The sequence below is a fragment of the Cellulophaga algicola DSM 14237 genome (genome assembly GCF_000186265.1).
GTDB lineage: Bacteria > Bacteroidota > Bacteroidia > Flavobacteriales > Flavobacteriaceae > Cellulophaga > Cellulophaga algicola.
Genome location: NC_014934.1, coordinates 3471234 through 3484442, shown reverse-complemented (window position 1 = coordinate 3484442; position 13209 = coordinate 3471234). Strand labels below are relative to the sequence as shown.

12 protein-coding genes are annotated in these 13209 nt (G+C 32.1%); 10 read left to right on the top strand and 2 right to left on the bottom strand.

Annotated elements, in window-relative coordinates:
* Window positions 1-10: 10 nt before the first annotated feature.
* Window positions 11-778, bottom strand: coding sequence for a sigma-70 RNA polymerase sigma factor region 4 domain-containing protein (locus CELAL_RS15185; RefSeq protein WP_013551775.1), 768 nt, complete (start codon window positions 776-778; stop codon window positions 11-13).
* A gap of 130 nt (window positions 779-908) precedes the next feature.
* Between CELAL_RS15185 and CELAL_RS15180 the strand changes: the two genes are divergently transcribed.
* From CELAL_RS15180 to CELAL_RS15145, 8 genes are all read left to right on the top strand, one after another.
* Window positions 909-1727 carry a patatin-like phospholipase family protein gene (locus CELAL_RS15180; RefSeq protein ID WP_013551774.1) on the top strand — a complete coding sequence of 273 codons (819 nt, stop codon included), beginning with the start codon at window positions 909-911 and terminating at the stop codon, window positions 1725-1727.
* Between the two features lie 14 nt (window positions 1728-1741).
* On the top strand, window positions 1742-4258 hold the full coding sequence (locus CELAL_RS15175) for a cation-translocating P-type ATPase (protein ID WP_013551773.1): 2517 nt from the start codon (window positions 1742-1744) through the stop codon (window positions 4256-4258).
* Complete coding sequence (locus CELAL_RS15170; protein WP_013551772.1) at window positions 4255-5208, top strand: 1-phosphofructokinase family hexose kinase; 954 nt, start codon at window positions 4255-4257, stop codon at window positions 5206-5208. Before CELAL_RS15175 ends, CELAL_RS15170 begins: the two co-directional genes overlap by 4 nt.
* 134 nt (window positions 5209-5342) lie before the next feature.
* Window positions 5343-7229, top strand: coding sequence for a sensor histidine kinase (locus tag CELAL_RS15165; RefSeq protein WP_013551771.1), 1887 nt, complete (start codon window positions 5343-5345; stop codon window positions 7227-7229).
* Window positions 7230-7233: 4 nt separating this feature from the next.
* The gene (locus CELAL_RS15160) at window positions 7234-8286 is read left to right on the top strand and encodes a response regulator (protein ID WP_013551770.1); all 1053 of its coding nucleotides are present in this window, start codon (window positions 7234-7236) and stop codon (window positions 8284-8286) included.
* A 98-nt stretch (window positions 8287-8384) separates the two neighbouring features.
* Complete coding sequence (locus CELAL_RS15155) at window positions 8385-9221, top strand: universal stress protein (RefSeq protein ID WP_013551769.1); 837 nt, start codon at window positions 8385-8387, stop codon at window positions 9219-9221.
* Window positions 9222-9314: 93 nt separating this feature from the next.
* On the top strand, window positions 9315-10160 hold the full coding sequence (locus CELAL_RS15150) for a universal stress protein (RefSeq protein WP_013551768.1): 846 nt from the start codon (window positions 9315-9317) through the stop codon (window positions 10158-10160).
* A gap of 15 nt (window positions 10161-10175) precedes the next feature.
* Window positions 10176-11015: a universal stress protein gene (locus CELAL_RS15145; protein ID WP_013551767.1), complete on the top strand. Its 840-nt coding sequence runs from the start codon at window positions 10176-10178 to the stop codon at window positions 11013-11015.
* Window positions 11016-11028: 13 nt separating this feature from the next.
* Here CELAL_RS15145 and trxA read toward each other — a convergent pair whose 3' ends face one another.
* Window positions 11029-11325: a thioredoxin gene (gene trxA / locus CELAL_RS15140; protein ID WP_013551766.1), complete on the bottom strand. Its 297-nt coding sequence runs from the start codon at window positions 11323-11325 to the stop codon at window positions 11029-11031.
* 119 nt (window positions 11326-11444) lie between these two features.
* Here trxA and CELAL_RS15135 point away from each other — a divergent pair, with 119 nt between their 5' ends.
* Window positions 11445-12281: a universal stress protein gene (locus CELAL_RS15135; RefSeq protein ID WP_013551765.1), complete on the top strand. Its 837-nt coding sequence runs from the start codon at window positions 11445-11447 to the stop codon at window positions 12279-12281.
* Window positions 12282-12298: 17 nt separating this feature from the next.
* Entirely contained in the window at window positions 12299-13147 is an 849-nt protein-coding gene (locus CELAL_RS15130) for a universal stress protein (protein ID WP_013551764.1), read from the top strand.
* Window positions 13148-13209 lie beyond the last annotated feature (62 nt).

Below are 13209 nucleotides of genomic sequence, written 5' to 3'. Positions count from 1 at the left end.
TTATTTTAAATTAATTCATATATCTGTTTAAAAAACTTGATTTCATTTTTGATTTTGCCTCTTTCAGTAAGTGTTCAACCTCACTGACGCTTGTATTTATAATTTTAGAAATTTCGTGCACATTAAATTTATAAGTATTGAATAATTCAAAAGCACTACTCATGGTTTTTGGCAAGCCTAATAAAACTAAATCTGCATGCTTTTTAATACGTTCTGCCCCTAATTCTTTATCTAAATTAGCAATAATCTCTTTGTCCTTATCCTCTACAAAAACAGCATTTAATAAGTAATCATTATTTAAATATCGATTATTATCAAACTCTTCAAGCATTACAAAATCACCATCGCCATCTGTACTATATTTTTCTTCCATTTCATCCCATTCTGGTTTTGAAAAATTATCTACATTTTCAAAAAAATAAGTATCAAATTCTTCATCAACAAGTAAATCTTCTACTAATTCATCTGCTTTTTTAAATAACCAAGCATGAAAATCATCCGCAGCCTCTACGGCATCAATATGGTCATAAACTTCAATAAATAGCTGATCTATAATATCATCAGCTTTAAATCTATTTTTATCCAATTTCCCATTTTTTGACGCTACATTTAATTTATGTTGTGCATATTGCTTCACTTGCGGTAAAACTTTTAAAAGCAACGCATTAAACGCTTTTGTCTCTCCTTCTTTTTTTAGCTGAATTAAGTTTACATAAGTACTGGATACAAGTAAATTAAATTCACTTATCTGTTCTGAACGATTTAATATATTTTCCATAATCTTTGTTTATTATTAAGTAATCTCCCTCAAAGTTGTAACATATTATAAAAGTTTACTATGATATTCGTCAGGTCTAAAAAAATAAATCTTTCCTACTTTCGATATTAATTATCTGATTGTAAATTATATGAATACAGGTTTAGTACTTTCTGGAGGTGGTGTAAGAGGTATTGCTCATATAGGTGTCATTAAAGCATTAGAAGAAAACCATATTTATCCATCCTATATTGCGGGTACTAGTGCGGGTGCTATAGTGGGGGGTTTATATGCTGGTGGTTGTTCGTGGCAACAAATTTTAGAATTTTTTAATGCTACTCAACTTTTCTCATTATCAAATTACGCCATGAACAAACCTGGATTTTTAGATACCGAAAAGTTCTACAATCAGTTTAAGAAGTACCTCCCCGTTGATGATTATAAAGCCCTTAAAATACCTTTAGTTGTTACCGCTACCAACTTATTAGATGGCACTTTAAAAGTATTTGATACTGGATCTTTAATTAAAACATTATTAGCATCTGCTGCAGTTCCTGGTGTTTTTGCTCCCGTAGAAATAGATGGTGGTTATTATGCAGATGGTGGTATTTTAAATAATTTCCCGGTAGATTTAATTAAACATAAATGTGATCAGATTGTTGGAGTGTATGTCAATCCTTTTCAAAAAATAGAAAAAGACAGCTTAAAACATGTCTACAATATTATGGAACGATCTTATCATATTATGTTGGCAAATGAAACTAGTAAAAAGTTCAAAGACTGTGATGTATTAATCAGGCCAAATCGGATGAAAGAGTTTAGTACCTTCTCAATGAAAAATAATGATACTATTTTTAACTTAGGGTATGAATCTGCTATAGCATCGTTAGAAAAAAATAAAGAAAATAAGAAAAAAACGCTTGACACCATAAATTTAGAAATAATTAATGGCTTCTCAATTACCCATTAATTAAAACCAAACATATGATAGACCCCGTTAATTTTGGTATAAAAGGATTGTCTGAACAAGAAGTTTTAGCTGCTCGTAAAACGCATGGAAAAAATACTTTAGACTACAAGCAACAGCATAAATTTATAGACGCGCTAAAAGACATTTTACAAGAGCCAATGGTGTTGTTATTAAGTATTGCTTCAGGAATTTACTTTCTAACAGGCAATATAGGCGATGGTATTTTCTTAGCATCTGCTATTGTATTAGTGGCCTCTATTTCATTCTATCAAGAGTCTAAAAGTAGAAATGCTTTAGAAAAGCTAAAGAATATTACGCAACCAAAAGCTAAAGTTATTAGGGATGGTGAACTTAAAGAAATTCAGACGCATGACTTAGTAATAGGAGATAGTGTTATGGTAGAAGAAGGAACTATAATTCCCGCCGATGGCGTAATTATACATTCAAATGATTTTTCTGTCAATGAATCGCTGCTCACTGGAGAATCTATGGCGGTTTTTAAAGATGCACAATCTGAAAAAAATAAATGTTATACAGGAACTATGGTAGCAAGTGGTTTAGCCATTGCCACCATCACCGCAATTGGGAATGCTACCGCCTTAGGTAAAATAGGAAAAAGTCTTGAAAGTATACAGGAAGAGAAAACTCCTTTAGAATTACAAATAGCAAGCTTTGTTAAGAAAATGTCTATTGTTGGCGGAATAACATTTCTGTTCGTATGGGGAATTAATTATTACAACACGCTAAATCTACTAGAAAGTTTACTAAAAGCGCTCACCTTAGCAATGAGTATATTGCCTGAAGAAATTCCCGTAGCATTCACAACATTTATGGCCCTTGGATCATGGCGCTTAATGAAATTAGGAATTGTGGTAAAGCAGATTAAAACGGTAGAAAGTTTAGGGAGTGCTACAGTTATTTGCATAGATAAAACAGGAACAATCACTCAGAATAAAATGAGCTTGGTTAAACTCTATCTTTTCAAATCAGATCAAATAGTACCTATTCCCGAAAAAACGAATCTTTTAGAAGAAGAATTAATTACTGCCGCCATGTGGTCTAGTGAACCTATTCCTTTTGACCCTATGGAAATAGCACTCCATGAAACATACTCAAAAATAATACCTGTTGATGAACGCCAAGCGTACAAAATGGTTCATGAATACCCGTTAGGCGGAAAACCTCCCATGATGACACATCTTTTTGAAAACCAACAAGGAGAACGAATTATTGCTGCTAAAGGAGCTCCAGAAGCTTTCTTCCCCATAAGTAACTTAAAAGACACAGAGAAAGGTAAGATTCAAAAAGCGATAACCATATTAGGAGATCAAGGCTACAGATTACTAGGTGTTGGTACTGCTAAATTTATAGGAACAGATTACCCTGAAACACAACAAGAATTTTTATTTGACTTTTTGGGGCTTGTTGCCTTTTATGACCCTCCTAAAAAAAATATTGGTGCTGTTTTAAAAGAATTTGATCGTGCGGGGATTACCGTAAAATTAATTACAGGAGATACCGCAACAACCGCTAGTGCTATTGCCAAAGAAGTTAATTTTATTGGCTACGAGAAAGGTATGACGGGTACAGAATTAATGCAATTAGACGATAAACAATTACAAGAAAAGGTAAAAGACATACAGGTATTTTCTAGAATGTTTCCGGATGCAAAATTAAGAATCATCAATGCGTTGAAGGCTAACAACGAAGTTGTTGCTATGATTGGAGATGGCGTTAATGACGGCCCTGCCTTGAAAGCTGCACATTTTGGAATTGCTATGGGTACTAAAGGAACAGAAATAGCTAAAGAAGCAGCCTCCTTAATTCTCGTAGATGATGATCTTTCTAAAATGATAGATAGCATTGCCATGGGTAGAAAAATTTATAGCAATCTTAAAAAAGCTATTCAATATATTATATCCATACATATCCCGATCATACTAACGGTATTTATTCCTTTGGCATTAGGTTGGGCTTTTCCCAATATATTTTCTCCAACACACGTGATTCTTTTAGAGCTTATCATGGGCCCTACCTGTTCTATCATCTATGAAAATGAACCACTAGAAAAGAATACTATGCTTCAAAAACCAAGACTTTTGACCACTACTTTTTTTAATCTAAAAGAACTTTTAACGAGTATTATTCAAGGCCTTGCTATTACAGTAGGTACGCTTTCTATTTATCAATATGGAATAGCTCAAAATTTTACAGAAGATACCACTAGAACCATGGTCTTTTTAGTATTGATTGCTGCCAATATATTTTTAACATTAATAAATAGGTCTTTTTATTATTCCTTATACACGACCTTAAAATACAAAAACAACTTAGTACCTTTAATTATTGCAATTACAGTAGTAATAACAGCTTCCCTCCTATTTATACCTCCTTTTACTCACTTTTTTCAATTTAGTAGCTTAAGTTTTGAGCAATTATTTTTATCCATGCTTACTGGTTTCATTTCCGTTATTTGGTTTGAGATAGTAAAATGGAATACCCGTAAAAAAACAAATAATACTACAATATGACACCGAAGATAATTACCTTAACTGTTAACCCTGCTATTGATAAAAGCACTACTGTAAACGGAATAAAGCCAAATAGTAAATTGCGTTGTGAACAACCTATTTTTGAAGCCGGAGGTGGTGGAATAAATGTGTCTAAAGTTTTACAAAAATTAGGACAAGATTCACTTTGCATGTACCTCGCCGGTGGGTATACTGGGGCTTATTTTAAAACGTTACTATCAGAAACTGGTATACAACAAGAGTGTATTTCGATTAAAGGAATAACGAGAGAAAATTTAGCGGTGACCGATGTAAATTGCCATCAGCAATATAGATTTGGGATGCCTGGTCCTGAAATATCAGAAGAAGAATGTGAGGAAACAATTAAACGGCTAGATAAGCTGCTCACGGAAGGAACATTTTTAGTTGCTAGTGGTAGCCTTTCTCTGGGAATGCCTTTAGATTTTTATGCCCGTATTGCCAAGTTGGTGCTAGCTAAGAAAGCAAAACTAATTTTAGATACTTCTGGAGAACCATTAATCATAGGTGCTCAAGCCGGTGCTTTCCTGATTAAACCCAATCTAGGAGAATTAAGTAGGTTATGTGGAGTAGCTGAAATTTCATTTGCTGACTTGAAACCACTTGCTCAAAAATTTATAAAAAATAATCCATGTGAACTAATGGTAGTCTCGTTAGGTGCTCAAGGAGCATTAGTGATTACTGAAGATTATCACGAACATATAAATGCACCAGTAGTATATCAAAACAGTACTATTGGTGCTGGTGACAGTATGGTTGCAGGTATGGTTTATGCCTTAGCAAATAATAAACCGATCAGTGAAATTGCTAAATTTGGTGTTGCTTGTGGTACCGCTGCGACGATGACTCCTGGTTCACAATTGTGTACTATTGAAGATGTTAATAAGCTTTATAAATTTATAAAGGATCAACCAACAAAAGTCTATTCTTAATGCAAAACGTATGAGCCTAAAGTGTTTTAACTTTTACCGTAAAAATTAATTAAATAGGAGAGCAATTTAAAGTTAGAACTTTATACTTTTTTTTCAATGATAATAATCAGTTTTAAAGTTTTAACTTTGAAAATATGCAAACTTTTGAAAAGAACAGTGCTATTTTTAATCTTCTCTCAGAAGGCGTTTCAGAGGGTATTATCGTTGTAGACAAAAAGCAAACCATAGTTGCCACTAATTCTTCTACTGAGCAAATGTTCGGGTATAAAAAAGACGAGCTTATTGGGCAACCGCTTGATATACTTATTCCTAAAAGATACCATCCTAACCATGATCATCATGTAGATAATTTTATTTCTAAGAGTGAGAAGCGACAAATGGGGCATGGTCGTGAATTGTTTGGTGTCCGAAAAAACGGAGATGAATTTCCTTTAGAAGCTGGTCTAAATCCGTTTGAGATTTACAACACAACGTATGTCATGGCACTTATCATTGACATTACAGACCGTAAAGCAGCCGAAAAAGATTTAAGAATGAGGAGTGAGGCACTACAATCTGCCTCTAATGGTATTGTTATTTCTGATGCGTTAAAACCAGATAACCCTATTATCTATTGCAACACATCATTCCTAACGCTTACAGGATATTCAGAAGAAGAAACTATAGGAAAAAATTGCCGTTTTCTACAAGGTAATGACAAAAATCAAGAGTGTATTACCAATATGCGTAATGCCATTAAAAATGGCAAAAGTTCTCAAGCAATTGTTCGTAATTATAAAAAAGACGGTACTTTATTCTATAACGATCTATACATCACCCCTATTAGAGATAAGTCTGGATTAATCACCAACTATATCGGGATACAAAATGATGTTACAGAACGTGTAAAAACACAACAAGAAAAAGAACATTGGGCTAAGATTTTTAATGAATCTTTAAATGAAATATTTCTATTTGACAAAGAAACTTTACTCTTTTTAAATGCGAATAAAGGGGCGCAAAACAACATTGGATATACCTTAGAGGAATTAAAAAAGCTTACTCCTATAGATATTAAACCAGATTATACGGAGAACCAATTCAGAGAAATATTGATTCCGCTTATTAACAAAGAACAAGAGAAAATAGAGTTTGAAACTACGCACCAAAGAAAGGATGGCACACAATACCCTGCAGAAGTGCACTTACAATTATCTAGATTTGGAGATCTAGATGTTTTTTTAGCTATAATATTAGACATTACAGACCGTAAAAATTACACCTTAAAATTAGAAAAAACCGTTCAAGAGCGTACCAAACAATTAACGGAAGCTTTAGCAAAAGAAAAAGAACTTAACGAGTTAAAAACAAGATTCCTATCATTAGTTTCTCATGAGTTTAAAACCCCTTTAAGTAGTATTTTAACTTCTATTACCTTACTTGCCAAATACACCCAAACAGAACAACAAGAGAAAAGAGATAAGCATGTAAATACCATAAAAAGTAAAGTGCGTTACCTTGATACTATTCTGACTGATTTTTTATCGGTTGAACGTTTAGATTCCGGAAAAATAAATTATGACTTAGATGAGTTTCCATTAAGCAAATTATTAGATGAAGTCATCTACAATGCTAATATGTTACTTAAAACTGGGCAACGTATTAGTTACCCAAGAAATATAGACGATATTTTTATATATTTTGATGAAAAAACGCTAACATTGGCCTTATCTAATCTAGTACATAATGCTATTAAATACTCTCCAGAAAACACCGCTATTGATATTGTTGTAGAAAATAATGAAACAACAATTAATATTAAAGTGGTAGATCATGGTATAGGTATTCCTATAGAAGAACAGAAACACATTTTTAATCGCTACTTTAGAGCGGAAAATGCTTTGTTAACCCAAGGAACAGGAATTGGCTTAAACATTGCTCAGCAACATCTAGAAAACTTAAGTACCACATTAGAGTTCTCAAGCATTGAGAATGAAGGGTCTATTTTCACGATTACCATACCAAAAGATTTAAAATTATAAGCACATGAAAACTATTTTATTAATTGAAGATGACAGAGCCCTTCGTGAGAATACGGAAGAACTTTTAGATCTTGCTGGTTACGCAGTAACCACCGCTCCAAATGGTAAAATAGGAATTCTAGCTGCTAAAGAATTAGTGCCAGATATTATTCTTTGTGATATTATGATGCCAGAAGTAGATGGCTATGGTGTTTTAAAAGCCCTTAATGAGGATAAAATCACAAAACAAATTCCGTTTATATTCCTTTCTGCAAAAACAGAACATAAGGAAATTAGGAAAGGGATGGATTTAGGTGCAGATGATTATCTAACCAAGCCCTTTGAAGAAGAAGATTTAATTAGCGCTATTGAAAGTAGGCTAGCCAAACATGAGATTTTAAAGCTAAATGCAACTGCTGCGCATAACAAAGAAGAAAACTCAGAAGACAGCATTCTGGATTTAAATGAATTGAAGAATTTTTTTGATGATAATGGAGACGAATTGACCTTCTCCCAAGGCAGCATCATCTACAAAGAAGGTAATGCTTCCAACACTATTTTTTTAGTATTAAAAGGAGTTATTAAATGCCATTCTATGGATGAAGATGGGAAACAATTAATTACGTCTTTATACCGAGCAGATGATTTTTTAGGCTTTACATCATTCTTAAAAAATGTACCTTATCAAGAATCTGCTACTGCAATGGAAGATGTTGTTCTTGCCGGTATTTCAAAAGAAAATTTAAAGGCAATTTTAGAAAGAAATCACAATATATCCTTAGAATTGGTAGAATTATTATCAGGAAATATAAAAGAGATTAAACAGCAACTCTTGCAAATGGCTTACAGCTCTGTCCGAAAAAAAACAGCTCAAACACTTTTACAGTTTTCGGAGATTATGAATACCCAAACTAATGATCCTATAAAAATTTCTAGAAGTGATCTAGCTAGTGTTGCAGGTATTGCCACAGAAAGTTTAATACGTACTTTATCGGGTTTCAAAAAAGAAGGTTTAATTGAGATTGATGGTCGAAATATAAAAATAAAAGAACTTAAGGCACTACAATACATCACTTAATAAATTTAAAGAACACTAATTTTACTACGTGATGATATTTATCATTTTTTAGAAACTAATGGCTTTATACTTTTGCGCTTAAGTATTTAAACCATTTAATGAAGCAGATTTTAGTACCTACCGATTTTTCTGAGCATTCCTTTAATGCATTAGAATACACTGTTGCTTTTCATAAAAATACAGCCTGTACATTCTATATCATGAATATTGGTTCTTTAAGTGAATCTGGAATAGTATCTAATGGCTTAGCCTTAAATTATAATAAGGTTGATACACATTCTAAAATGGAGCTTCTTGAAGAAAACATAAAAGAAATTTCAAAAAAACACCCATCAGAACAGCACCAATTCTATGCTTTACAAGAGTTTGGAAATTTTATTGCTATTATTCGTAGAACCCTTCTAGAAAAAAAGATAGATCTTATTGCTATGGGCTCTAAAGGAAATACAAACTTTACAAAAAAATTTATTGGAAGTAATACAGAAGATGTGATCACTAAAGTAGCCTCAAATTTATTAATCATACCCGAAAACACAACATATCAGCCCATAAAAAATATAGCTTTTCAGACAAACTTTAATAATTTCTATTCTTTCGATATCTTAGAATCTTTAACTGAAATTGTTCAGGTATCCAATGGGTTTTTAAATGTGATGAATGTTTTGGTAACTGAGGCATTAAGCATTCCTCAAGAAAAAAACAAACGCTATTTACTTGAATATTTAGATGAAGTTTTTGAAGATAATTATAGTTTTCATAGCTTAGAAAATAAAAATATTAAGGGCGCTACTGAAGACTTTACACGTACCAATAGGATTGACATGACTATCATAGCGGCCAAAAACTTAAACTACCTACAACAACTCTTATTTAATTCTACCATTAAAAAAATAAGTTATAATACAAAAATTCCCTTTTTTGTACTTCATGAATAAGCCTACTTTATTAATTATCTGAAGTATGACATTTGTCATAGGGAATTAGCATATCATAAGATAATTTTGAAGTCATATCTTAAATAAAATGCTATGACAACTGTATTGATCCCAACTGATTTTTCTACAAATGCAATGCATGCTATTTCTTATGCTTTGGATTTATATAAATGTGAACAAACAATTTTCTATTTTATTCACGCCTATGCAGATGAAGTTTATGGAACGTTAAAAAACAACACAGATTTATCTATTTCTGAATACAGAACTAGTATTGAAAAACAGGCTAAAAAACAACTCAGTAACCTAATAACCGATAAACAAGAAAAAAATCACAATCCTAAGCATGAATACAAAGGCTTAGCCATTTTTGAATCTTTAGTAGATGCTGTAAATGATACGGTCAATGAGATCAATATTGATGTCATAATCATGGGCACAAAAGGACAAACAGCCGATAAAAAAATAACTTTTGGAAGCCAAACTGTTCAGGTCTTTAAATATGTAAAATGCCCTGTACTAGCAATTCCGGAAACCTATAGCTACCAACAGCCCAAAAACATCCTATTCCCTACAGATTATAATTTGCCCTACAAACGTCGCGAATTAAAACTATTAAACGCTTTAGCGCATGAATTTAAATCTACAGTTTATTGTCTCCATATCTCAGATTTTGAAACTTTAAGTTTACGCCAGTTAGATAACAAACAATTCCTTGAAGAAAGTTTACCTAATACTTTTTTAAGTTTTGAGCAAACACCCGTAAAAAATAGACTAAATGCAATAATGATAAGCATTGAAGAAAAAGATATAGATCTTCTTGTGATGGTAAATTCTCGACATTCATTTTTAGAAGACATGCTGTTTAGGTCTACAGTAGACAAAATAGGCCTTAAGATACATGTACCATTTTTAGTACTTCAAAATTTATCGCGCTAAATAAAAACCAAACGCATGAAAAACATACTTTTCCCAACAGATTTTTCTGAAAACTCTTGGAACGCTATTGCCTACGGATTATCTTTATTTAAAAAATCTAAATGTACGTTTTACATTACTCATATTAGCCCTGTACTAGCCGCATCTGCAGGGGAAACCGCCATGGTATTACCTCCAGAATTAATTGAAGAAGAGTTACTAAAAGAGAGTTTAAAAAAACTTGATGTGCTCTTACAGCGCATTGAAGAATTGCCATTTAACACAAAGCATATTTTTCATATCTCAGCAAGCTATGGTTTTTTTATTGAACACATAAAAAATGAGGTAAGCAGTAAAAAGATAGACCTAATTATCATGGGAACTAAAGGAGCTTCTGGCTTAAAAAAAATAGCTTTAGGGAGTAATACAGGCAATGTTATTACAAAAGTAAAATGTGCAGTTTTAGCGGTACCAGAGAAAACAACATACCATAAGCCAAAGAAAATAGGTTTTCCTACTGATTATATTATTGATTACAACTTACATATATTATCGCTCTTAAAAGATATTACATTACTAACTAATGCAGCGCTTAATTTTTTACATATTGAGAGTAAAGACGAAACGCTAAGTAATTTACAAACTAAGAATAAGGAGTTTTTAGCCTATTATTTCAAAGATATCACACACAATTTCAGTAACTTAAAAGGGCAACATTTAGACACGGCTATAGATGAATTTACAACTACTGAAAGCGTAGATATGCTAGTTATGGTAGCTAAAAACTTAAATTTTTTAGAGCGCATCTTATTCCGCCCAACTGTAGAAGAAATAAGCTACCATACCAACGTACCGTTTTTGGTTTTACACGAATAAAAAATGAGTACCCTTACTTTGTTTTAATAACAGTCACAATATCATTTTTAGGAAGTACTCCTGATTGCCTCCAAAGTTGTTTTCCATTTTTAAACAACATCATGGTAGGCACCCCTTTTACTTGATATTTTGCTGCTAAAGATTGGTTCTTATCAACATCTATCTTTACAATTTTAACGGCATCACCCATTTCTTCTTTCACTTGTTTTAAAATAGGTGCCAAACTTTTACATGGACCACACCAATCGGCAAAAAAATCAATTAATACTGGTGTATCAGAGTCTATTATTTTATCGAAACTACTTTTCATCGTTCTATTCTTTTTTGAATTATAAATTTATAACATATAGAACAGTAAAGACCTGATATATATCATTCTTTTATAGCATGAAGTTGGGTAATTTTATTCCAACGTAAAATTAAAGCGTCATGAAAAAAATATTGCTTCCTACTGATTTTTCTGAAAATTCCTATAAGGCTATTGAATATGCTTTAAAAGTTTATAAAAACATAAAATGTACCTTTTATCTTTTACACACGTATAATCCAACAGTTTACCAAGCAGAATACCTTATTGGCAGTCCAGGCTTAATTGGTTTAGGAGATGTAATGAGAGAAACAGCTGTGTCCAGAATGGATGAATTAAAAAATAAAATTGAAACAGAACACCCTAACCCTAAGCATACTATAAAAACGCATACAGTTTTTAACACACTTTTGAATGAAATTCTTGAAATGACGACTTCAGAAAAAATTGATCTTGTTGTCATGGGTACAAAAGGAGCCTCTGGTGCCCAAGAAATTCTATTTGGCAGCAACGCCGTTAGTATTATCAAACGCACTAAATGTCCGGTGATTGTAGTACCCGATTCTTTTGAATACGAAGCACCTAAAGAAATTCTATTTCCTACAGATTTTGAAATAACCTATCCTAAAAAAGAAATTGAGGGGCTTTTACAAATTGTAAAACAGCATCAATCACAAATAAATATTATGCATGTGCGAACCGGTAATGAACTTGATATCGTACAAAAGGAACACAAAAAGCAATTAGACCAACTGCTGGTTAATTATGCAACTTTTCATGATGTGCCAGACAATGAAATTATTGCGGCTGTAAATGATTTTCAATTAAAAAAGAAAATTAATCTACTTGTCATGATTCAAAACAAACATACTTTTTTTGAGCGATTGTTCATGGAACCTATCATAAAAAAAATAGGATTCCATGTCAATGTGCCTTTAATGGTAATTCCACAATTATAAAATTATAAAATTATAAAATGAAATCTATATTAGTAGCTACCGACTTTTCTAATGATGCCTACTGTGCGTTGTTTTACGGAACAAAATTATTTAAAGAAACCTCTTGTACATTTTATATTCTCAATGTTTACGATGAGCTTACTCCCCTAAAAAACAAAAGAGCTCCTTTTTTATCCAATAAAAATGAGCTAGGTGAAATTGAAACGCAATCTAATACTGCTTTAGAGAAATTACTTCATAAAATAACCTTAGATACCGAAAATCCTAATCATAAGTTTATTCCGCTTTCTAAAGAAGGTAATCTTTCTAAGAATATAAAAAATGTAACTAAAGAATATGATATAGATCTTGTTTTGATAGGTAGCAAAGGAGAAACTGGTGCTAAAGAATTGTTCTTTGGAAGCAATACCATTCAAATTACAAATACCATTACCAACTGTCCTATTCTAGCTATCCCTAAACAGATAGACTATAAAGCTCCTAAAGAAATTGCTTTTGTGACCGATTTTAAGCAAGGGTGTTCCTTAAATAATATTGAACCTTTACTATTTATTGCAAAGCAAACCAATGCTGCAATAAGAGTTATGCATATTATTGAAGAAGCTAGCTTAGATGCAGAGCAAGAACTCAAATATAAATTATTAGAAAATTGTCTTAAAGATGTTAAACACTCTTTCTCCACGATGAAAGATTTTAATGAAAAAGCACAAGTAATCAATGAATTTATATCAGAAAGAGAAATAGACCTATTCTGTATGGTACATCAAAAAAGAAGTTTTCTTGAAAAACTAATGCGTGAACCTGTCATAAAAGATGTGAGTATGTATGCTAATATTCCATTTCTAATTCTTCCCAATAAGGAATGATAAATATCATGGATAAGTTTCTTTACTCCCGTTAATTTTACTGTATCAACCTCTAATTTGGA

Coding starts and splice junctions, on each gene's coding strand:
- CELAL_RS15185 (WP_013551775.1), bottom strand. CDS start 778: ATGGAAAATATATTAAATCGTTCAGAACAGATAAGTGAATTTAATTTA.
- CELAL_RS15180 (WP_013551774.1), top strand. CDS start 909: ATGAATACAGGTTTAGTACTTTCTGGAGGTGGTGTAAGAGGTATTGCT.
- CELAL_RS15175 (WP_013551773.1), top strand. CDS start 1,742: ATGATAGACCCCGTTAATTTTGGTATAAAAGGATTGTCTGAACAAGAA.
- CELAL_RS15170 (WP_013551772.1), top strand. CDS start 4,255: ATGACACCGAAGATAATTACCTTAACTGTTAACCCTGCTATTGATAAA.
- CELAL_RS15165 (WP_013551771.1), top strand. CDS start 5,343: ATGCAAACTTTTGAAAAGAACAGTGCTATTTTTAATCTTCTCTCAGAA.
- CELAL_RS15160 (WP_013551770.1), top strand. CDS start 7,234: ATGAAAACTATTTTATTAATTGAAGATGACAGAGCCCTTCGTGAGAAT.
- CELAL_RS15155 (WP_013551769.1), top strand. CDS start 8,385: ATGAAGCAGATTTTAGTACCTACCGATTTTTCTGAGCATTCCTTTAAT.
- CELAL_RS15150 (WP_013551768.1), top strand. CDS start 9,315: ATGACAACTGTATTGATCCCAACTGATTTTTCTACAAATGCAATGCAT.
- CELAL_RS15145 (WP_013551767.1), top strand. CDS start 10,176: ATGAAAAACATACTTTTCCCAACAGATTTTTCTGAAAACTCTTGGAAC.
- trxA (WP_013551766.1), bottom strand. CDS start 11,325: ATGAAAAGTAGTTTCGATAAAATAATAGACTCTGATACACCAGTATTA.
- CELAL_RS15135 (WP_013551765.1), top strand. CDS start 11,445: ATGAAAAAAATATTGCTTCCTACTGATTTTTCTGAAAATTCCTATAAG.
- CELAL_RS15130 (WP_013551764.1), top strand. CDS start 12,299: ATGAAATCTATATTAGTAGCTACCGACTTTTCTAATGATGCCTACTGT.